General features: G+C 61.4%; 20 protein-coding genes. 9 read left to right on the top strand and 11 right to left on the bottom strand.

The genetic code is table 11. The features are described from left to right. Nucleotides 1-424: 424 nt before the first annotated feature. On the top strand, nt 425-1,681 hold the full coding sequence (gene icd, locus AC515T_RS18725) for an NADP-dependent isocitrate dehydrogenase (RefSeq protein ID WP_053123183.1): 1,257 nt from the start codon (nt 425-427) through the stop codon (nt 1,679-1,681). Between the two features lie 80 nt (nt 1,682-1,761). Here the strand turns inward: icd and cspD are convergent, their stop codons facing one another. After that, the gene (gene cspD / locus AC515T_RS18720; protein WP_496529561.1) at nt 1,762-2,028 is read right to left on the bottom strand and encodes a cold shock domain-containing protein CspD; all 267 of its coding nucleotides are present in this window, start codon (nt 2,026-2,028) and stop codon (nt 1,762-1,764) included. A 227-nt stretch (nt 2,029-2,255) separates the two neighbouring features. Here cspD and clpS point away from each other — a divergent pair, with 227 nt between their 5' ends. Further along, entirely contained in the window at nt 2,256-2,618 is a 363-nt protein-coding gene (gene clpS, locus AC515T_RS18715; RefSeq protein WP_186709774.1) for an ATP-dependent Clp protease adapter ClpS, read from the top strand. Between the two features lie 29 nt (nt 2,619-2,647). Further along, nucleotides 2,648-4,918: an ATP-dependent Clp protease ATP-binding subunit ClpA gene (clpA, locus tag AC515T_RS18710; protein WP_003203340.1), complete on the top strand. Its 2,271-nt coding sequence runs from the start codon at nt 2,648-2,650 to the stop codon at nt 4,916-4,918. A 344-nt stretch (nt 4,919-5,262) separates the two neighbouring features. Here the strand turns inward: clpA and infA are convergent, their stop codons facing one another. The 4 genes from infA to trxB all read right to left on the bottom strand — a co-directional run bounded on the left by infA (nt 5,263) and on the right by trxB (nt 8,087). Beyond that, nucleotides 5,263-5,481: a translation initiation factor IF-1 gene (gene infA, locus AC515T_RS18705; RefSeq protein WP_002553999.1), complete on the bottom strand. Its 219-nt coding sequence runs from the start codon at nt 5,479-5,481 to the stop codon at nt 5,263-5,265. A gap of 122 nt (nt 5,482-5,603) precedes the next feature. After that, nucleotides 5,604-6,311 carry an arginyltransferase gene (locus tag AC515T_RS18700; protein ID WP_053123176.1) on the bottom strand — a complete coding sequence of 236 codons (708 nt, stop codon included), beginning with the start codon at nt 6,309-6,311 and terminating at the stop codon, nt 5,604-5,606. A 56-nt stretch (nt 6,312-6,367) separates the two neighbouring features. Beyond that, nucleotides 6,368-7,048 carry a leucyl/phenylalanyl-tRNA--protein transferase gene (aat, locus tag AC515T_RS18695; protein ID WP_496529560.1) on the bottom strand — a complete coding sequence of 227 codons (681 nt, stop codon included), beginning with the start codon at nt 7,046-7,048 and terminating at the stop codon, nt 6,368-6,370. Nucleotides 7,049-7,127: 79 nt separating this feature from the next. Then, a complete protein-coding gene (gene trxB / locus AC515T_RS18690; RefSeq protein WP_496529559.1) occupies nt 7,128-8,087 on the bottom strand; it encodes a thioredoxin-disulfide reductase in 960 nt (319 codons plus the stop codon). A gap of 261 nt (nt 8,088-8,348) precedes the next feature. Between trxB and AC515T_RS18685 the strand changes: the two genes are divergently transcribed. The 6 genes from AC515T_RS18685 to cysG all read left to right on the top strand — a co-directional run bounded on the left by AC515T_RS18685 (nt 8,349) and on the right by cysG (nt 15,992). Continuing rightward, nucleotides 8,349-10,754 (top strand): DNA translocase FtsK, encoded by a 2,406-nt coding sequence (locus AC515T_RS18685; RefSeq protein WP_060741564.1) that lies wholly within the window; start codon nt 8,349-8,351, stop codon nt 10,752-10,754. A gap of 58 nt (nt 10,755-10,812) precedes the next feature. After that, a complete protein-coding gene (lolA, locus tag AC515T_RS18680) occupies nt 10,813-11,436 on the top strand; it encodes an outer membrane lipoprotein periplasmic chaperone LolA (RefSeq protein ID WP_496529558.1) in 624 nt (207 codons plus the stop codon). A gap of 168 nt (nt 11,437-11,604) precedes the next feature. Further along, nucleotides 11,605-12,930 carry a replication-associated recombination protein A gene (locus AC515T_RS18675; protein WP_003203328.1) on the top strand — a complete coding sequence of 442 codons (1,326 nt, stop codon included), beginning with the start codon at nt 11,605-11,607 and terminating at the stop codon, nt 12,928-12,930. Continuing rightward, entirely contained in the window at nt 12,927-13,301 is a 375-nt protein-coding gene (gene crcB, locus AC515T_RS18670; protein ID WP_018608522.1) for a fluoride efflux transporter CrcB, read from the top strand. Before AC515T_RS18675 ends, crcB begins: the two co-directional genes overlap by 4 nt. A gap of 15 nt (nt 13,302-13,316) precedes the next feature. Next, entirely contained in the window at nt 13,317-14,597 is a 1,281-nt protein-coding gene (gene serS, locus AC515T_RS18665; RefSeq protein ID WP_496529557.1) for a serine--tRNA ligase, read from the top strand. Next, nucleotides 14,598-15,992: a siroheme synthase CysG gene (gene cysG / locus AC515T_RS18660; protein WP_496529556.1), complete on the top strand. Its 1,395-nt coding sequence runs from the start codon at nt 14,598-14,600 to the stop codon at nt 15,990-15,992. It begins immediately after the preceding gene. Between the two features lie 138 nt (nt 15,993-16,130). Here the strand turns inward: cysG and AC515T_RS18655 are convergent, their stop codons facing one another. The 6 genes from AC515T_RS18655 to tusD form a co-directional block, all read right to left on the bottom strand. Continuing rightward, nucleotides 16,131-17,135 carry a glutathione S-transferase family protein gene (locus AC515T_RS18655; RefSeq protein WP_496529555.1) on the bottom strand — a complete coding sequence of 335 codons (1,005 nt, stop codon included), beginning with the start codon at nt 17,133-17,135 and terminating at the stop codon, nt 16,131-16,133. Between the two features lie 88 nt (nt 17,136-17,223). Beyond that, nucleotides 17,224-18,225, bottom strand: a complete 1,002-nt coding sequence (locus AC515T_RS18650) for a glycosyl transferase family protein (protein ID WP_490620542.1) — start codon at nt 18,223-18,225, stop codon at nt 17,224-17,226. Continuing rightward, nucleotides 18,222-18,557, bottom strand: a complete 336-nt coding sequence (locus tag AC515T_RS18645; RefSeq protein ID WP_265036661.1) for a TusE/DsrC/DsvC family sulfur relay protein — start codon at nt 18,555-18,557, stop codon at nt 18,222-18,224. The genes AC515T_RS18650 and AC515T_RS18645 overlap by 4 nt, the downstream gene beginning before the upstream one ends. Next, nucleotides 18,554-18,847 (bottom strand): sulfurtransferase complex subunit TusB, encoded by a 294-nt coding sequence (tusB, locus tag AC515T_RS18640; protein WP_496529554.1) that lies wholly within the window; start codon nt 18,845-18,847, stop codon nt 18,554-18,556. The genes AC515T_RS18645 and tusB overlap by 4 nt, the downstream gene beginning before the upstream one ends. Beyond that, nucleotides 18,847-19,209 (bottom strand): sulfurtransferase complex subunit TusC, encoded by a 363-nt coding sequence (tusC, locus tag AC515T_RS18635; protein ID WP_122568525.1) that lies wholly within the window; start codon nt 19,207-19,209, stop codon nt 18,847-18,849. The genes tusB and tusC overlap by 1 nt, the downstream gene beginning before the upstream one ends. Continuing rightward, nucleotides 19,209-19,601, bottom strand: coding sequence for a sulfurtransferase complex subunit TusD (gene tusD, locus AC515T_RS18630; RefSeq protein WP_060743167.1), 393 nt, complete (start codon nt 19,599-19,601; stop codon nt 19,209-19,211). The genes tusC and tusD overlap by 1 nt, the downstream gene beginning before the upstream one ends. Nucleotides 19,602-19,611 lie beyond the last annotated feature (10 nt).

The following is a 19,611-nucleotide window of genomic DNA, read 5'->3' as shown; positions in this document are numbered from 1 at the left end:
AAGCGCGTTCGTTCAAAGTCATCCGTGAGCCGAATGTCGAGGTTTCTTCGCGGTGATGTTGGGTGCATCAGTCGAGCGTCAAGCGGTCGGGCCGCGGTAACGGTCCGGCTTTCAAAATGGCGGAAAGTCTCGTAATAGAGCCGTCAGCCGTCGTGACCCTGTGGTCAGCGGCGGCATTATACATAGGTAGCTGGCGATCTGCCGATGGTTCATAGACTTCCGTACACGTCCATTGGTCTAAACGTCGCAGTCCCCCTGAGGCGGACTATGCTCATGTTTGGCGCTTTTCCCTTGGCTTTCAGGGTTGTACACCGCGAAGTGCAAGGCTTTGCCGCTGATGGGCCTAACGTAGGGTTTGCGCGCCGATTCAACTGGGGTACGCTCGGACGCAGCCAGATGTTCAATCCAAGCAATGGAGTTCAGCATGGGGTATCAAAAGATTCAGGTTCCAGCCGTCGGTGACAAAATCACCGTCAATGCAGACCATTCTCTTAATGTTCCCGACAACCCGATCATCCCCTTCATTGAAGGCGACGGCATTGGCGTCGATATCAGTCCGGTCATGATCAAGGTTGTGGACGCTGCGGTTCAGAAGGCCTATGGCGGCAAGCGCAAGATTTCCTGGATGGAAGTCTATGCCGGTGAGAAAGCGACCCAGGTCTACGACCAGGATACCTGGCTGCCCCAGGAAACCCTGGACGCGGTCAAGGACTACGTGGTGTCCATCAAGGGCCCTCTGACCACGCCGGTCGGTGGCGGTATCCGTTCGTTGAACGTAGCGCTGCGCCAGCAGCTCGACCTGTATGTCTGCCTGCGTCCGGTGCGCTGGTTCGAAGGCGTGCCAAGCCCGGTCAAGAAGCCTGGCGACGTGGACATGACGATCTTCCGTGAGAACTCCGAGGACATCTACGCGGGCATCGAGTGGAAGGCCGGTTCGGCCGAAGCCACCAAGGTCATCAAGTTCCTGAAAGAAGAAATGGGCGTGACCAAGATCCGTTTCGACGAGGATTGCGGCATCGGCGTCAAGCCGGTTTCCAAGCAGGGCACCAAGCGCCTGGCTCGCAAGGCCCTGCAATATGTTGTCGACAATGATCGCGATTCGCTGACCATCGTGCATAAAGGCAACATCATGAAGTTCACCGAAGGTGCCTTCAAGGAATGGGCCTACGAAGTGGCGGCCGAAGAGTTCGGCGCGACCCTGCTCGACGGCGGGCCGTGGATGCAGTTCAAGAACCCGCGGACCGGCAAGAACGTCATCGTCAAGGACGCCATCGCCGATGCGATGTTGCAGCAGATCCTGTTGCGTCCGGCGGAATATGACGTGATCGCCACCCTGAACCTGAACGGTGACTACCTGTCCGACGCCCTGGCGGCGGAAGTGGGCGGTATTGGTATCGCGCCGGGCGCCAACCTGTCCGACACCGTGGCGATGTTCGAAGCCACCCACGGCACCGCGCCCAAGTATGCCGGCAAGGACCAGGTCAACCCGGGCTCATTGATCCTGTCAGCGGAAATGATGCTGCGCCACATGGGTTGGACCGAGGCGGCCGACCTGATCATCAAGGGCACCAATGGCGCGATTTCGGCCAAGACCGTGACCTATGACTTCGAACGCCTGATGGAGGGCGCCAAGCTGGTCTCGTCCTCGGGCTTCGGTGATGCCCTGATTTCGCACATGTAAGCGAATCGGCGCTCAGCGCGAATGCCCGGCTCGAGTGATCGAGCCGGGCATTTTCATTCAGGTGGGTTGGCGACTGCCGGTCAATGGGTCTCGGTGACTCTGACCTTGACAGGGGCGCGAGCCTCTTCGGCGAGGACAGGCTGAATGTTGATCGCGTGCAGGCCCCTGGGGCCTTGGACGACCTCGCAGGTCACAGGCTGTCCGGCTTTCAAGGTCTTATAGCCATCCATCCGGATGGTCGAATAATGGGCGAAAAGGTCTTCGTCCACTCCCTCGACAATAACGAAACCAAAGCCCTTGGCATTATTGAACCATTTCACCTTGCCCTTCATCTCGACGACCGACATAACCCATTTCCCTCTGCAACGCACTCCATCACTGGAGTATCATCCAGTCCATCCGCAGGCTAATCTTGTTATCAGGATAGATTCCACGGACCTTTTTAACCCACGATGGGCTCTATTGGTTGTAACACCGTTTTCCCGATAGTCAAGGTGGCTCCGGTGGTCGTGGTTGAAATCGCCCACAAGCGCCCCCATCACTGTATTCGCCAACTAAACGAACCTTTCTTTCCATGCATGCAGTCAGCCAGATTCGACTAACATTCAATCAGGATCGCCCGGATCTACACGACGACGATTCCGCGGGCATTGCTGTTCAGGAAGCAAAGCCCACGTTACAGGCGCCACCGATGTACAAGGTGGTTTTGTTCAACGATGACTACACACCGATGGATTTCGTCGTCGAAGTGCTCGAGGTGTTTTTTAACCTGAATCGCGAGCTGGCGACCAAGGTCATGCTGGCCGTCCATACAGAGGGACGGGCAGTATGTGGAGTGTTTACCCGCGACATCGCCGAGACGAAGGCCATGCAGGTCAACCAGTACGCCCGGGAAAGCCAGCATCCGCTACTCTGTGAAATCGAGAAGGACGGTTAACGCCGACCACTTGGGTATGAGGTGAAGCTATGTTAAACCGCGAGCTCGAAGTCACCCTCAATCTTGCCTTCAAGGAGGCTCGTTCGAAGCGTCATGAATTCATGACCGTCGAGCACCTGCTGCTGGCCCTATTGGATAACGAGGCTGCCGCCACCGTTTTGCGTGCCTGCGGCGCGAACCTCGATAAACTCAAGCATGATCTGCAGGAGTTCATCGACTCCACCACGCCATTGATCCCCGTGCATGACGAGGATCGTGAAACCCAGCCAACCCTGGGCTTCCAGCGTGTCCTGCAGCGTGCTGTCTTCCACGTACAGAGCTCGGGCAAGCGTGAAGTCACCGGCGCCAACGTGCTGGTTGCCATCTTCAGCGAGCAGGAAAGCCAGGCGGTGTTCCTGCTCAAGCAGCAGAGCGTTGCGCGTATCGATGTCGTCAACTACATCGCTCACGGCATCTCCAAGGTGCCGGGGCATGGCGATCATTCCGAGGGTGAACAGGATATGCAGGACGACGAGGGCGGTGAGTCTTCTTCTTCAGGCAACCCTTTGGATGCCTATGCCAGCAACCTGAACGAACTGGCGCGCCAGGGCCGGATCGATCCGCTGGTCGGGCGCGAGGCGGAAGTCGAGCGCGTTGCCCAGATCCTGGCCCGGCGTCGCAAGAACAACCCATTGCTGGTGGGCGAGGCAGGCGTGGGCAAGACCGCGATTGCCGAAGGCCTGGCCAAGCGCATCGTCGACAACCAGGTGCCGGACCTGCTGGCCAACAGCGTGGTGTATTCCCTTGACCTGGGTGCCTTGCTGGCCGGTACCAAATACCGCGGTGATTTCGAGAAGCGCTTCAAGGCGTTGCTCGGCGAACTGAAAAAACGTCCGCAGGCGATCCTGTTCATCGACGAAATCCACACCATTATCGGTGCCGGGGCGGCGTCGGGCGGGGTCATGGATGCGTCGAACCTGCTCAAGCCGCTGCTGTCCTCGGGTGATATCCGTTGCATCGGCTCGACCACGTTCCAGGAATTCCGCGGGATCTTCGAGAAAGACCGTGCCTTGGCTCGGCGTTTCCAGAAGGTCGATGTGTCGGAACCTTCGGTGGAAGACACCATTGGCATCCTGCGCGGCCTGAAAGGACGATTCGAGCTGCACCACAACATCGAATACAGCGATGAAGCCCTGCGCGCGGCGGCTGAACTGGCCTCGCGCTACATCAACGATCGGCACATGCCGGACAAGGCCATCGACGTCATCGACGAAGCGGGTGCCTACCAGCGCCTGCAACCCGTGGAGAAGCGCGTCAAGCGTATCGAAGTGCCTCAGGTCGAGGATATCGTGGCGAAAATCGCGCGGATTCCGCCCAAGCACGTCACCAGTTCCGACAAGGAACTGCTGCGTAACCTGGAGCGTGACCTGAAACTGACCGTGTTCGGTCAGGATGCGGCCATCGACTCGCTGTCGACCGCCATCAAGCTGTCCCGCGCCGGTCTCAAGTCGCCGGACAAGCCGGTGGGTTCGTTCCTGTTCGCAGGTCCTACCGGTGTCGGCAAGACCGAGGCAGCACGGCAGTTGGCCAAGGCGATGGGCATCGAGCTGGTGCGCTTCGACATGTCCGAGTACATGGAGCGACACACCGTATCGCGTCTGATCGGTGCGCCTCCGGGCTATGTCGGTTTCGACCAGGGCGGCCTGTTGACCGAAGCCATCACCAAGCAACCGCACTGTGTATTGCTGCTCGATGAAATCGAGAAGGCGCATCCGGAAGTCTTCAACCTGCTCCTGCAGGTCATGGACCACGGTACGCTGACCGATAACAACGGGCGCAAGGCGGACTTCCGCAACGTGATCATCATCATGACCACGAACGCCGGTGCCGAAACCGCGGCTCGCGCTTCGATCGGTTTCACCCATCAGGACCACTCGTCCGATGCGATGGAAGTGATCAAGAAGAGCTTCACGCCTGAGTTCCGCAACCGCCTGGACACCATTATCCAGTTCGGTCGCCTCAGCCATGAAGTCATCAAGAGCGTGGTGGACAAGTTCCTTACCGAACTTCAGGCACAGCTCGAAGACAAGCGTGTGTTGCTGGAAGTCACCGATGCGGCTCGCAGTTGGCTGGCCGAAGGTGGTTACGATGTGACGATGGGGGCCCGACCAATGGCTCGCCTGATCCAGGACAAGATCAAGCGTCCGCTGGCGGAGGAAATCCTCTTTGGCGAACTGGCCGAACATGGCGGTGTGGTTCACATCGACATCAAGGACGGCGAACTGACCTTCGACTTCGAAACCACGGCCGAAATGGCCTGACCGTTAGTTGCAATAAAGCAAAAGGCGCCGAAAGGCGCCTTTTTGCTGTTCCAGACTCACGCCAATCGTCCCCTTGTGGGAGCGAGCTTGCTCGCGATGGCGGCGGCACACTCAGCATCGATGCAAGCTGACCCACCGCTATCGCGAGCAAGCTCGCTCCTACAGTTTGTTTGGGTAAGGCACAAGATTGGCGTTCCACCGCCAAGTCCCTGTGGGAGCCGAGCTTGCTCGCGATGGCGTCGGTTCAGTCGACATCGATGTTGTCTGATGCTCGCTATCGCGAGCAAGCTTAGCTCCCACAAACAAAAACGCCCGGCATCAGCCGGGCGTCTTGTATTGACTTGTTAGCGAGCGCGGTAAGTGATGCGCCCTTTGCTCAAGTCATAGGGCGTCAGCTCGACGCGCACTTTGTCACCGGTAAGAATACGAATGTAGTTCTTGCGCATCTTGCCGGAGATATGCGCGGTTACGACGTGCCCATTTTCCAACTCCACACGAAACATGGTGTTGGGCAGGGTGTCGACGACAGTGCCTTCCATTTCGAAGCTGTCTTCTTTCGACATGCAGTAAAGCCCTCGGTATCCAGTGAATGGCCCGGTGCAACTGCGCCAGGCAAAAGCGGCGTGCATTGTGCCCGAAAAAGGGGGGGCAAGCCAAGGGGTTCTAGCTTTTAAGCCGAAGGGTACTAACTCAGGACAACCCACCGCTGGTTAATCAGCAATTCGATAGGGCGATATTGGGTCTTGTAGTTCATTTTCTTGCAGTTCTTGATCCAGTAGCCCAAGTACACCGCTTCGAGTCCCAGGCGCCGGGCTTCGTTGATTTGCCAGAGGATGGCAAAGCGCCCCAGGCTGCGCCGTTCTTCTTCCGGCTCATAGAAGGTGTACACCGCCGAAAGGCCGTTGGGCAGCAGGTCCGTCACGGCGATGGCGACCAGTCGCCCCTCCAGTCGGAACTCATAGAAGCGGGAAAACGGCAGGTCACGTACCAGGAACGTCGAGAACTGATCCCGACTGGGCGGGTACATGTCGCCGTCGGCGTGGCGTTGTTCGATGTAGCGCTGGTACAGGTCGAAATATTCTTCGGTGAACTGCGGCTTGGCCGGGCGGACCTGAAGGTCGGCGTTGCGCTTGAAAATGCGTTTCTGCTGGCGATTGGGTAAAAATTGCGCCACGGGAATGCGCGCCGGGACGCAGGCGTTGCAATGCTGGCAATGGGGCCGGTAGAGGTGATCGCCGCTACGACGAAAGCCCATTTCCGACAGGTCTGCGTAGACATGCACATCCATGGGCTGGCTAGGATCGAGGAACAGCGTCGTGGCCTGCTCCTCCGGCAGGTAACTGCAAGAGTGGGGCTGAGTGGCATAGAACTTCAAACGCGCCAACTCGGTCATGATCAACCCTCGGATGAGCTTTAAATCTAATTGTAAGCCAGGAGCGCGGATGTCGCTCAGCAAACCCAGGTCGCGTGGTTGGGTGAATCCAGGTGCGCCTTGAGATACTCGGCGAACTGCGTGCGCGGGATCGAGCGGGCGCCCAGGCTGTGCAGGTGCTCGGTGGGCATCTGACAGTCGATCAGCACGAAACCGGCGGCCTTGAGGTGTTGGACCAGGGTGGCGAAGCCGAATTTCGACGCATTGTCGGCCCGGCTGAACATGGACTCGCCAAAAAACAACCGTCCCATGGCCAAGCCATACAGGCCGCCCACCAGCCCCCCCTGGTCCCAGACTTCCACCGAATGGGCGAAACCGCGTCGGTGCAGTTCCAGATAAGCGGTTTGCATGGCGTCGGTGATCCAGGTGCCGTCGGCATAGTCTCGTGGTGCCGCGCAGGCCTGGATGACCGCGGCAAAATCCCGATCGAACGTCACTTTATAGCGCTGCTTGCGCAACAGTTTGCCCAGGCTGCGGGATACGTGCAGTTCGTCGGGAAACAACACCGTGCGTGGGTCCGGCGACCACCACAGGATCGGTTGCCCCTCGGAAAACCACGGGAAGCAGCCGTGGCGATAGGCCTGGATCAGCCGGTCGGCGGATAGATCACCACCGGCGGCCAATAATCCGTTGGGATCGCGCATGGCTTTTGCCAGTGGCGGGAATTCGAGGCTGTTGCGTTGTAACCAAGTCAGCATGAGTGTCCGGCTTGTAGAAGGGGAGGGCGGCAGGTGCGGGGCTCGCCCGTCAGCGAGCACCCGCCTGGAAGGTTAACCGTCAAACGGCAGGGATGTCATCGAGATACTTCTCCGCGTCGAGTGCGGCCATGCAGCCGGCGCCGGCGGAGGTAATCGCCTGGCGATAGACATGGTCGGCCACGTCGCCTGCGGCGAATACGCCTTCGATAGCGGTCGCGGTGGCATTGCCTTCGCTGCCGCCGCGCACGAGCAAGTAGCCGTCGCGCATCGTCAACTGGTCCTGGAACAGATCGGTGTTGGGTTTGTGGCCGATGGCAATGAACACCCCAGCGAGGGACAAGGTGCTGGTTTCGCCGGTCTCGCTGTGCCGCAGGCGCGCGCCAGTCACGCCGCTGGCGTCGCCCAGGACCTCATCCAGGTTCTGGTTCCAGTGCAGCTTGATATTGCCGCTGGTGGCCTTTTCGAAGAGTTTGTCCTGGAGGATTTTCTCGGCGCGCAGCTTGTCGCGGCGGTGGATCAAGTGCACCTCCCTGGCGATGTTCGACAGGTACAGGGCTTCTTCGACCGCGGTATTGCCGCCGCCGACCACCGCCACCACCTGGTTGCGATAGAAAAAGCCATCGCAGGTCGCGCACGCGGAAACCCCTTTGCCAGCAAAGCTTTCTTCCGAGGGCAGCCCCAGGTACTGGGCCGAGGCGCCGGTGGCGATGATCAGCGCATCACAGGTGTAGGTGCCGCTGTCGCCGATCAATTCGAACGGGCGCTGCTGCAACTTGGCGGTGTGGACATGGTCGTAGACGATCTGCGTGTCGAAACGCTCGGCGTGCCGTTGCATGCGCTCCATCAGTGCCGGGCCGGTCAGGCCTTCGACATCGCCGGGCCAGTTATCGACTTCCACGGTGGTGGTGAGCTGGCCACCGGCCTGCAGACCCGTAATGACAACGGGTTTGAGGTTGGCGCGGGCGGCATAGACAGCCGCGCTGTACCCCGCAGGGCCGGAACCCAGAATGATCAGGCGTGAATGCTTCGCTTCGCTCATAAAAACACCTCATAAGCCTTTGTCACAAAAGAGAATGCGTGGTCCAATTGACGCTGGCAAACCCGTACAATGCCTGGGTTCTGAACGCAGGATGGGCTAAAGATCAAAATTTTCGGCCACGCCCGCAGTTTTCTGGATGCACCTCACAGTGGTAAAAGTAGTACCGGTTGTGCACATTCACTTTTTTACCTGCTCGTCATGGGCAGTTTTTTATAGTCATTCAACAGATGGACGCGCCGTTGGCGCAGGAAAAGAAGCGTTTTGAAGAAATCCACCGCAGCACCCAAACCAGTCGTTCCGCTCTGGCGTCAGCAACTGCACTACCGGCTCAAGGAAGGTGCATTGATCGCCATCGGTGCTTTGTGCCTGTTCCTGATGATGGCCCTGCTGACCTACGGCAAGGACGATCCGGGCTGGAGCCATAACAGCAAGATCGACGATGTGCAGAACTTCGGCGGTCCGGCCGGTTCCTACAGCGCCGACATCCTGTTCATGGTGCTGGGCTATTTCGCCTACATTTTCCCGTTGCTGCTGGCGATCAAGGCCTACCAGATCTTCCGCCAGCGCCACGAGCCGTGGCAGTGGAGCGGCTGGCTGTTCTCCTGGCGCCTGATCGGCCTGGTGTTCCTGGTGTTGTCGGGGGCCGCGCTGGCCCATATCCATTTCCATGCGCCCACCGGCTTGCCGGCCGGGGCGGGCGGCGCGCTGGGGGAAAGCCTCGGCGACCTGGCCAGGAACGCCCTGAACATCCAGGGCAGCACGTTGTTGTTCATCGCCCTGTTCCTGTTTGGCCTGACGGTGTTCACCGACCTGTCCTGGTTCAAGGTCATGGACGTCACCGGCAAGATCACCCTCGACCTGATCGAACTGATCCAGGGCGCCATGAACCGCTGGTGGGCGGCGCGCACCGAGCGTAAGCAACTGGTGGCGCAACTGCGTGAAGTCGACGACCGCGTCCATGACGTAGTGGCCCCGACGACGCCGGACAAGCGCGAGCAGGCCAAGGTCAAGGAGCGTCTGATCGAGCGTGAGCAGGCCTTGAGCAAGCACATGTCCGAGCGCGAGAAGCAGGTGCCACCGGTCATCACCATGGCCCCGGCCAAGCCGCCGGAGCAGAGCAAGCGCGTGCAGAAAGAGAAACAGGCGCCGCTGTTCGTCGACAGTGCGGTGGAAGGCACATTGCCGCCGATCTCGATCCTGGACCCGGCCGAGAAGAAACAGCTCAACTATTCCCCTGAATCCCTGGCGGCTGTCGGCCACTTGCTGGAGATCAAGCTCAAGGAGTTCGGGGTCGAAGTGTCGGTGGATTCGATCCACCCGGGCCCGGTGATTACCCGCTACGAAATCCAGCCGGCCGCCGGCGTGAAGGTCAGCCGCATCGCCAACCTGGCCAAGGACCTGGCGCGTTCCCTGGCCGTGACCAGCGTGCGGGTGGTGGAAGTGATTCCCGGCAAGACCACCGTGGGCATCGAGATTCCCAACGAAGACCGGCAGATCGTGCGCTTCTCCGAAGTGCTGTCGACGCCTGAGTATGACAACCACAAATCGCCGGTCACCCTGGCCCTGGGCCATGACATCGGCGGCAAGCCGGTCATCACCGACCTGGCGAAGATGCCCCACCTGCTGGTGGCCGGTACTACCGGTTCCGGTAAGTCGGTAGGGGTGAACGCGATGATCCTGTCGATTCTGTTCAAGTCCGGCCCGGAAGACGCCAAGCTGATCATGATCGACCCGAAAATGCTCGAACTGTCGATTTACGAAGGCATTCCGCACCTGCTGTGCCCGGTGGTCACCGACATGAAGGACGCCGCCAACGCCTTGCGCTGGAGCGTCGCCGAGATGGAGCGCCGCTACAAGCTGATGGCGAAGATGGGCGTGCGCAACCTGTCGGGCTTCAACGCCAAGGTCAAGGAGGCCGAAGAGGCCGGTACGCCATTGAGCGACCCGTTGTATCACCGCGAAAGCATCCACGACGAAGCGCCGCTGCTGCACAAGCTGCCGACCATCGTGGTGGTGGTGGACGAATTCGCCGACATGATGATGATCGTCGGCAAGAAGGTCGAAGAGCTGATCGCCCGTATCGCCCAGAAGGCCCGTGCGGCCGGTATCCACCTGATCCTCGCCACGCAGCGGCCGTCGGTGGACGTGATCACCGGCCTGATCAAGGCCAACATTCCGACCCGCATGGCGTTCCAGGTGTCGAGCAAGATCGACTCGCGGACCATCATCGACCAGGGCGGTGCCGAGCAGTTGCTGGGGCATGGTGACATGCTCTACATGCCGCCGGGCACCAGCCTGCCGATCCGTGTCCACGGCGCGTTCGTTTCCGACGACGAAGTGCACCGCGTGGTGGAAGCCTGGAAGTTGCGCGGCGCCCCTGAATACAACGACGACATCCTCAACGGTGTCGAAGAGGCCGGCAGCGGTTTCGAAGGCAGCAGTGGCGGCGGTGACGACGATGCTGAAACCGATGCGCTCTATGACGAAGCGGTGCAGTTCGTCCTGGAAAGCCGTCGGGCCTCGATTTCCGCCGTTCAGCGCAAGCTGAAGATCGGCTACAACCGCGCCGCCCGCATGATCGAAGCCATGGAAATGGCCGGGGTGGTGACGGCCATGAACACCAACGGCTCGCGCGAAGTACTGGCGCCGGGCCCGATGCGCGACTAACGACCCGGGCGGCCTGCTGAAGCGCCGCTCGACCCCCCACGACTTCATGAGGACTCCCATGCGCCTGATTCGCATGTTGCTGTTGCCCGTACTGGCCTTGTCTACCTTGTCGGCCCACGCCGGCGAAAAGGACGTGGCCCGCCTGACCCAATTGCTGGGGGGCTCCAAGACGCTGACGGCACGTTTCTCCCAGTTGACCCTCGATGGCAGTGGCACCCAGTTGCAGGAAACCGCCGGCGACATGGCCCTGCAGCGTCCGGGCCTGTTCTACTGGCACACCGATGCGCCAGCCGAACAATTGATGGTGTCCGACGGCAAGAAAGTCTCCCTGTGGGACCCGGACCTGGAACAGGTGACCATCAAGACCCTTGACCAGCGCCTGACCCAGACCCCGGCGCTGCTGCTGTCCGGTGATATCTCCGAGATCAACCAGAGCTTCGACATCACCTCCAAAGAGGCCGGTGGCGTGATTGACTTCACCCTCAAGCCCAAGACCAAGGACAGCCTGTTCGACAGCCTGCGCCTGTCGTTCCGCAACGGCCTGGTCAATGACATGCAACTGATCGACAGTGTCGGCCAGCGCACCAATATCCTGTTCACCGGGGTCAAGGCCAACGAGCCGATCGCCGCGTCCAAGTTCAAGTTCGACATCCCCAAGGGTGCCGATGTGATCCAGGAGTAAACCCAAGCCCCCTGTGGGAGCGAGCTTGCTCGCGATAGCTGCATCACATTCAACATCTCCGTTGACTGACACACCGCTATCGCGAGCAAGCTCGCTCCCACAGGGGAACTGTGTTGTTCGTTGTTTAACTGATCGGCAACAGGACCCAGCGGAGGTTTTGTAGTAATCATGGACCTGTTTCGAAGCGCCCCGATTGCCCAGCCATTGGCCGCCCGCCTGCGTGCGACCAACCTGGATGAGTACGTCGGCCAGGAACATGTGCTCGCCCGCGGCAAGCCTCTGCGCGAGGCCTTGGAGCAGGGTGCGTTGCACTCGATGATTTTCTGGGGGCCGCCGGGCGTGGGCAAGACCACCCTGGCGCGACTGCTGGCGGAAGTCTCGGACGCCCACTTCGAAACGGTGTCTGCGGTGCTGGCCGGGGTCAAGGAAATCCGCCAGGCGGTGGAAGTGGCCAAGCAGCAGGCCGGGCAGTACGGCAAGCGCACGATCCTGTTCGTCGATGAGGTGCACCGGTTCAACAAGTCCCAGCAGGACGCCTTCCTGCCCTACGTCGAAGACGGCACGCTGATTTTCATCGGCGCCACCACTGAAAACCCTTCGTTCGAACTCAACAACGCCTTGCTCTCGCGGGCGCGGGTCTATGTGCTCAAGAGCCTCGACGAGGCGGCGATGCGCAAACTGGTGCATCGGGCACTGACCGAGGAGCGCGGCCTGGGCAAGCGGCATTTGAGCCTTAGCGATGAAGGCTTCCAGATCCTGTTTTCCGCCGCCGATGGCGATGGCCGGCGCTTGCTCAACCTGCTGGAAAACGCCTCGGACCTGGCCGAAGACGATAGCGAGATTGGCGTCGAGCTGCTGCAAAGCCTGCTGGGCGATACCCGCCGTCGTTTTGACAAGGGCGGCGAGGCGTTCTACGACCAGATATCGGCGCTGCACAAATCCATTCGCGGTTCCAACCCCGACGCGGCCTTGTACTGGTTTGCGCGCATGATCGATGGTGGCTGCGATCCGTTGTATCTGGCGCGACGGGTGGTGCGCATGGCCAGCGAGGACATCGGCAATGCCGATCCCCGGGCCTTGAGCCTGTGCCTGGCGGCCTGGGACGTGCAGGAACGCCTCGGCAGCCCGGAAGGCGAGCTTGCCGTGGCCCAGGCCATCACCTACCTGGCCTGTGCGCCGAAGAGCAATGCGGTGTACATGGGCTTCAAGGCGGCGATGCGCAGCGCCACCGAGCACGGTTCCCTCGAAGTGCCGCTGCACCTGCGCAACGCGCCGACCAAGCTCATGAAGCAGTTGGGCTATGGCGAAGAATACCGTTACGCCCACGACGAGCCGGACGCTTATGCCGCCGGCGAAGACTATTTTCCTGATGAACTTGAACCCCAGCGCTTCTATCAGCCGGTGCCTCGTGGCCTTGAGCTGAAGATCGGCGAGAAGCTCAACCACTTGGCGCAACTGGACCGCTTGAGTCCACGGCAGCGGAGAAAACCTTGATACCCTTGATACTGGCTGTTTCCGCTGGCGGCGTCGCCGGCACGTTGCTGCGTTTCGCCACAGGCAACTGGATCAACGCAAATTGGCCCCGGCACTTCTATACCGCGACGCTGGCCGTTAATATCGTGGGCTGTCTGCTGATCGGCGTTCTATACGGTCTGTTTTTGATTCGCCCGGAAGTGCCCATCGAGGTACGCGCGGGGCTGATGGTCGGCTTTCTCGGCGGCCTGACGACTTTTTCATCCTTTTCACTGGATACGGTGCGCCTGCTGGAAAGCGGGCAGGTGCCGCTGGCCCTGGGCTATGCGGCCATCAGCGTATTCGGCGGGCTGCTCGCCACCTGGGCCGGCCTGTCCCTGACCAAACTTTGATAACGAGAGACCGACATGCTCGATTCCAAACTGTTACGTAGCAACCTTCAGGACGTAGCGGACCGCCTGGCTTCCCGTGGCTTTGCCCTGGACGTCGCGCGCATCGAAGCGCTGGAAGAACAGCGCAAGACCGTCCAGACCCGCACCGAAGCCCTGCAGGCTGAACGTAACGCGCGCTCCAAGTCCATCGGCCAGGCCAAGCAGCGTGGTGAAGACATCGCGCCGCTGATGGCCGATGTCGAGCGCATGGCGGGCGAATTGAGCGCGGGCAAGGTCGAGCTGGACGCGATCCAGACCGAGCTGGATGCGATCCTGCTGGGCATCCCGAACCTGCCTCACGAATCGGTGCCGGTCGGTGAAGACGAAGAGGGCAACGTCGAAGTGCGCCGTTGGGGCACGCCGACAGCCTTCGATTTCCCGGTGCAGGACCACGTGGCCCTGGGCGAGAAGTTCGGCTGGCTCGACTTCGAAACCGCCGCCAAGCTGTCGGGCGCCCGTTTCGCCTTGCTGCGTGGGCCGATCGCCCGTCTGCATCGGGCCCTGGCGCAGTTCATGATCAACCTGCACGTCACTGAGCATGGCTACGAAGAAGCCTACACGCCGTACCTGGTCCAAGCCCCGGCGCTGCAAGGCACTGGTCAGTTACCGAAGTTCGAGGAAGACCTGTTCAAGATCAGCCGCGACGGCGAAGCCGACCTGTACCTCATCCCGACCGCCGAAGTGTCGCTGACCAACATCGTGGCCGGCGAGATCGTCGACGCCAAGCAACTGCCGATCAAGTTCGTCGCCCACACGCCGTGCTTCCGCAGTGAAGCCGGGGCGTCTGGTCGTGATACCCGCGGCATGATCCGCCAGCACCAGTTCGACAAGGTCGAGATGGTGCAGGTCGTCGAGCCTTCGAAGTCCATGGAAGCGTTGGAAAGCCTGACCGCCAACGCCGAGAAGGTCCTGCAGCTGCTGGAACTGCCGTATCGTACCCTGGCGCTGTGCACCGGCGACATGGGTTTCAGTGCGGTCAAGACCTACGACCTGGAAGTCTGGATCCCGAGCCAGGACAAGTACCGCGAGATTTCATCGTGCTCCAACTGTGGCGACTTCCAGGCCCGCCGCATGCAGGCGCGTTTCCGCAACCCGGAAACCGGCAAGCCGGAACTGGTCCACACCCTCAATGGCTCCGGCCTGGCGGTGGGCCGGACCCTGGTGGCGGTGCTGGAAAACTACCAGCAGGCCGACGGTTCGATCCGTGTGCCCGAGGTGTTGAAGCCTTACATGGGCGGCATCGAGGTCATCGGCTAAATGGACTATTTGCCACTGTTCCACAACCTGCGCGGCAGTCGCGTGCTGGTGGTTGGCGGCGGGGAGATTGCCTTGCGCAAGTCCCGCCTGCTGGCCGATGCCGGCGCGTTGCTGCGGGTGGTCGCACCCGACATCGAACCGCAGTTGCGGGAACTGGTCAGTGGCAGCGGCGGCGAGTGTGTCCAGCGCGGTTACCTTGAGGCGGATCTGGACGGGTGCGGGCTGATCATTGCCGCCACCGACGACGAACCGCTCAATGCCCAGGTCTCGGCCGACGCCCACAAGCGTTGCGTGCCGGTCAACGTGGTGGACGCGCCGGCCCTGTGCAGCGTGATCTTCCCGGCGATTGTCGACCGTTCACCCCTGGTGATCGCGGTGTCCAGTGGCGGCGACGCGCCGGTGCTGGCGCGGCTGATCCGGGCCAAGCTGGAAACCTGGATTCCGTCCACCTACGGGCAACTGGCCGGGCTGGCGGCGCGCTTTCGCAATCAGGTCAAGCAACTGTTTCCCGATGTCCAGCAGCGCCGGGCGTTTTGGGAGGAGGTGTTCCAAGGCCCTATCGCCGACCGCCAACTGGCCGGGCAGGGCGGCGAAGCCGAGCGCTTGCTGCGGGAAAAGATCGACGGCCAGGCGCCGAACGCGCCGGGCGAAGTGTATCTGGTGGGGGCCGGGCCGGGTGATCCGGACCTGCTGACCTTCCGCGCCTTGCGCTTGATGCAGCAAGCGGACGTGGTGCTGTACGACCGCCTGGTGGCCCCGGCGATTCTCGAACTGTGCCGGCGCGATGCCGAACGCATCTACGTCGGCAAGCGCCGCGCCGAACACGCCGTGCCCCAGGACCAGATCAACCAGCAATTGGTCGATCTGGCCCGCCAGGGCAAGCGCGTGGTGCGGTTGAAGGGCGGCGATCCGTTCATCTTCGGCCGTGGTGGCGAGGAGATCGAAGAGCTGGCGGCCCATGGCATCCCGTTCCAGGTCGTCCCGGGCATCACCGCCGCCAGCGGTTGCGCGGCCTACGCCGGGATCCCGCTGACCCATCGCGACTACGCCCAATCGGTGCGTTTCATCACTGGCCATCTCAAGGACGGCACCAGCGACTTGCCGTGGGCCGACCTGGTGTCGCCGGCGCAGACGCTGGTGTTCTACATGGGCTTGGTCGGCTTGCCGATGATCTGCAACGAGCTGATCAAGCACGGTCGCGCGGCGGATACGCCGGCGGCGTTGATCCAGCAAGGTACGACGTCCAACCAGCGGGTGTTTACCGGCACTTTGGCGGACTTGCCACGGCTGGTGGCCGAGCATGAGGTGCATGCGCCGACGCTGGTGATCGTTGGGGAAGTGGTGCAACTGCGCGAGAAACTGGCGTGGTTTGAAGGGGCTCAGGGGCAGGTCTAAAGACCGCGTCGCGCCCTTCGCGAGCAAGCCCGCTCCCACATTGGATCGGGGTAAGCCTTAATTCTTCGGCTGAACGCGATCAAATGTGGGAGCGGGCTTGCTCGCGAAGAGGCCCTCAACTGCAACAAAGATCCCGGATCAATCCCGGGTCCCAAGCCAAATCCCTTTCCCACTCAACCTCCCCCGATCATGGGCGAGCGTAAAGTCCTGCTTCGGCCCCTTGGGCACGATCCCGTTGGGGTTGATGGTCTTGTGGCTGCCATAGTAATGGCCTTGGATGTGGGTGAAGTCCACGGTTTCGGCAATGCCCGGCCACTGGTACAGCTCCCGCAACCAGTTCGACAGGTTCGGATAATCGGCGATGCGCCGCAGGTTGCATTTGAAGTGACCGAAGTACACCGCGTCGAAGCGGATGATTGTGGTGAACAGGCGGATATCCGCTTCAGTCAGGTATTCACCAGCCAGGTAACGTCGGCTTGCCAGCAACGCCTCCAGCCAATCCAGCTCGGTAAATAGCCGGTCGAAAGCCTCTTCGTACGCCGCTTGGGTCGTGGCGAACCCGGCACGGTACACACCGTTGTTCACCGCCGGGTAGATCCGCTCGTTCAACGCGTCGATATCGCGGCGCAGGTGCTCGGGATACAGGTCCAGGTCGTTGCCGGTCAAGCCATCGAAGGCACTGTTGAACATGCGGATGATTTCCGCCGATTCGTTGTTGACGATGCGCTGTTGCTGTTTGTCCCACAGCGCCGGCACGGTGACCCGGCCGGTGTAGTCTGGCGTGTCGGCGGTGTAGCGCTGATGCAGGAATTGCAGGTGGTCGAGTTTGTCGCCTGTGGAGCCGTGGGCCTTGTCGAAGGTCCAGCCGTTTTCCAGCATCAGGTAGCTGACCACCGAGACATCGATCAAGTCTTCCAGGCCCTTGAGCTTGCGCAAGATCAGCGTGCGGTGGGCCCAGGGGCAGGCCAGGGAGACATACAAATGGTAGCGCCCGGCCTCGGCGGCAAACCCACCTTCGCCCGAAGGGCCGGCGCTGCCGTCGGCGGTGACCCAGTGACGGCGCTGCGCCTGTTCGCGCTGGAAAGTGCCGTCCTTGCTTTCATACCACTGGTCCTGCCAGCGGCCTTCGACCAACAAACCCATCTCGATCTCCTCTCTCAATCATCATTGGAGACGAGTCTATTCCGATAGGTTCGAACTAAAAGCGCAAAGGTTGGGCGTTAATGATCGGTTAAATCGAACGGTCTCGGGCATCCCAATACTGCCGGGCTTTGTCGAACGCTTCTTCGCGAGCCAAGCCCAAACCGCGCAAGGCCAACGCCATGGTGGCGATCAGCGCCAATTGCGGATAACTGTCTTCGACGTCACCACGCCAGATCGCCTTCAAGTGCTCGGGATCGAGGCTCTCCGGTTTGACGTGGCGCTGCTCGGCCAGGCGCGGCCATTCTTCGTCCCAACTGGCGCCGCCGGTGGTGCCGTACAGGTGGCTGTCGGCGTCCGGGTTGATCTCGATCTCGCCGCCGTCGCCCTTGATCACGATGGCGGTGTCACCGAGCAAGCCGCTGGCATCGCGATGCACGGCCTGGTAGCCCGGGTGGAAGATGCTTTGCAAGCCGCAACGGGCGGCCAGTGGGTTGAGAATCCGTGCCAGGGAATGGATCGGCGAGCGCAGGCCCAGGGTGTTGCGCAGGTCGATCATGCGCTGCATCTGCGGCGCCCAGTCCACCAGCGGCATGAAGGCCAGGCCGCCGTTGTCCAGCGCACTGCCGACCTGTTGCCAATCCCGGCACAGTGGGATCTGCAGCAGGCCCAGCAATTGTTCGGTGTAGAGCCGACCGGCCGTGTGTGCGCCGCCGCCGTGCATGAAAATCCGCACGCCGTTCTGCCCCAGGCACTTGGCCGCCAGCAGGTACCACGGCAAATGACGCTTCTTGCCAGCGTAGGTCGGCCAGTCGAGGTCCACCGTCAACGCCGGGACCACCAGGCGTTCACGCAGGGCTTCGGTGAAACCGGCCATTTCCTCGGCGCTTTCTTCCTTGTGCCGCAGCAGCATCAGGAAGGCGCCCAGTTGGGTGTCCTCGACCTTTTCATCGAGCACCATTCCCATGGCCTCGCGGGCTTCTTCGCGGGTCAGGTTGCGGGCGCCGCGCTTGCCTTTGCCAAGGATGCGCACGAACTGGGCGAACGGGTGTTCGGCCGGGGTCTCAAGGGTCAGTGCTGGAAAGTCGGTCATAAGCAATTCGTCGGTTTGGGCAGGCCCGCCAGCTTGGCGGCGAGTTTGGCGGGAGTGCCTTTGAACAATCGGTTCAGGTGCAGGCTGTTGCCTTTGTCCGCGCCCAGTTTCAGCGCCGTGTACTTGATCAGCGGCCGGGTCGCGGGAGAGAGCTGGAATTCGTCGTAGAAACCGCGCAGCAGTTCGAGGATTTCCCAGTGTTCGGGACTCAACTCGATGTCTTCTGCGGTGGCCAGGGCCGTGGCGACGTCGGCCGACCAGTCGTCCAGGTCGGCCAGGTAGCCGTCCTTGTCCAGCGCGATGGCGCGGTCGCCCACGTTCAGCGTGTTCATAGCCAGGTGTTGACCTTGTCGTGCTCGATCGATAGCTCGACGAAGCCTGAGTAGTTAATGGCTTCGGCCCAGTCTGGGGTGTCCAGGGCACGGGCCTGGAGGTCTTCGGCGAGCACGAACAGATTCACGCCGGCGGCCTGCAGCATTGCAAACGGTGGGCTGCCCGGCTGCAACGCATATGTCGCGTCGCCGCACAGCAGCAGCGCATCCTGATTGCCCAGCACCCGCAGGCAACTGGCGAGGCGGTTATCGCCGAAGGGCGAATGAGACAACACATGCAAAGTCGACATCAGAGGGTGATCACCTGGTCGTAACGGTCAATGAGCGCGGCGATGTCCGGCGCGTTCAGTACTTTCACCTCGCCCAGCGCCAGGGCAGCGCTGGCAACGCCACGTTCGGCGGCGCTGTCGGCGCAGAGGAACAGTTCCTCGACGCCGAACATCGGCAATGCCTGCAGGTTGGCGCTCAGGTCCTTTTGCTGGACTGCCTTGGCGTTTTGGCCGGCGCTGAGCTGGAACACGCCGTCATCGAGAAACAGCAGGCCGATGGGCAGGTCGAACGCCCCGCCGGCGAGGACGATGTCCAGCGCTTCACGGGCGCCGGGGCCGGACCAGGGGGCCTGGCGGCTGATGAGCAATAAAGACTTGGCCATCACGCGCCTCCAAAACAGATCAAGCGGTCGGCGTCCTGGATCGCATCGTGCAACTGGCCCAACCCGGACAAGGCCCAGGGCGCCTCGACACTGGCCGCCGCACGTTGGTAGCGCTGGGCTTCCTCCTCGTTCAACACGCCCCGACGCAACGCTGCCGCGATGCAAACCACGCCGTCGAGCCGGTTGTCGCTGACGAATGCGCGCCACTGTTGGGGCAGGTCCTGTTCGTCCTGGGGCGTGACGACACTGGCGCAGGCGTTATAGACGCCATCCTGATAGAAAAACAGCCGCACGATTTCATGCCCACCTGCCAGCGCCGCCTGGGCAAACAGCAAGGCACGGCGCGAGGAGGGCGCATGGGCGGCGGAAAACAGCGCAATGGCGAACTTCATGACAGACCCG

Source organism: Pseudomonas sp. FSO-7, from assembly GCF_059579345.1.
This window is presented reverse-complemented; position numbering and strand designations above follow the sequence as displayed.

Excerpts from the sequence above, each read along its gene's own strand:
- icd (WP_053123183.1), top strand. The coding sequence starts at position 425 with ATGGGGTATCAAAAGATTCAGGTTCCAGCCGTCGGTGACAAAATCACC.
- tusB (WP_496529554.1), bottom strand. The coding sequence starts at position 18,847 with ATGTCGACTTTGCATGTGTTGTCTCATTCGCCCTTCGGCGATAACCGC.
- tusC (WP_122568525.1), bottom strand. The coding sequence starts at position 19,209 with ATGGCCAAGTCTTTATTGCTCATCAGCCGCCAGGCCCCCTGGTCCGGC.
- AC515T_RS18700 (WP_053123176.1), bottom strand. The coding sequence starts at position 6,311 with ATGACCGAGTTGGCGCGTTTGAAGTTCTATGCCACTCAGCCCCACTCT.
- AC515T_RS18655 (WP_496529555.1), bottom strand. The coding sequence starts at position 17,135 with ATGGGTTTGTTGGTCGAAGGCCGCTGGCAGGACCAGTGGTATGAAAGC.
- lolA (WP_496529558.1), top strand. The coding sequence starts at position 10,813 with ATGCGCCTGATTCGCATGTTGCTGTTGCCCGTACTGGCCTTGTCTACC.
- infA (WP_002553999.1), bottom strand. The coding sequence starts at position 5,481 with ATGTCGAAAGAAGACAGCTTCGAAATGGAAGGCACTGTCGTCGACACC.
- clpA (WP_003203340.1), top strand. The coding sequence starts at position 2,648 with ATGTTAAACCGCGAGCTCGAAGTCACCCTCAATCTTGCCTTCAAGGAG.
- tusD (WP_060743167.1), bottom strand. The coding sequence starts at position 19,601 with ATGAAGTTCGCCATTGCGCTGTTTTCCGCCGCCCATGCGCCCTCCTCG.
- cspD (WP_496529561.1), bottom strand. The coding sequence starts at position 2,028 with ATGTCGGTCGTCGAGATGAAGGGCAAGGTGAAATGGTTCAATAATGCC.
- AC515T_RS18650 (WP_490620542.1), bottom strand. The coding sequence starts at position 18,225 with ATGACCGACTTTCCAGCACTGACCCTTGAGACCCCGGCCGAACACCCG.
- serS (WP_496529557.1), top strand. The coding sequence starts at position 13,317 with ATGCTCGATTCCAAACTGTTACGTAGCAACCTTCAGGACGTAGCGGAC.
- trxB (WP_496529559.1), bottom strand. The coding sequence starts at position 8,087 with ATGAGCGAAGCGAAGCATTCACGCCTGATCATTCTGGGTTCCGGCCCT.
- AC515T_RS18675 (WP_003203328.1), top strand. The coding sequence starts at position 11,605 with ATGGACCTGTTTCGAAGCGCCCCGATTGCCCAGCCATTGGCCGCCCGC.
- AC515T_RS18645 (WP_265036661.1), bottom strand. The coding sequence starts at position 18,557 with ATGAACACGCTGAACGTGGGCGACCGCGCCATCGCGCTGGACAAGGAC.
- aat (WP_496529560.1), bottom strand. The coding sequence starts at position 7,048 with ATGCTGACTTGGTTACAACGCAACAGCCTCGAATTCCCGCCACTGGCA.
- clpS (WP_186709774.1), top strand. The coding sequence starts at position 2,256 with ATGCATGCAGTCAGCCAGATTCGACTAACATTCAATCAGGATCGCCCG.
- cysG (WP_496529556.1), top strand. The coding sequence starts at position 14,598 with ATGGACTATTTGCCACTGTTCCACAACCTGCGCGGCAGTCGCGTGCTG.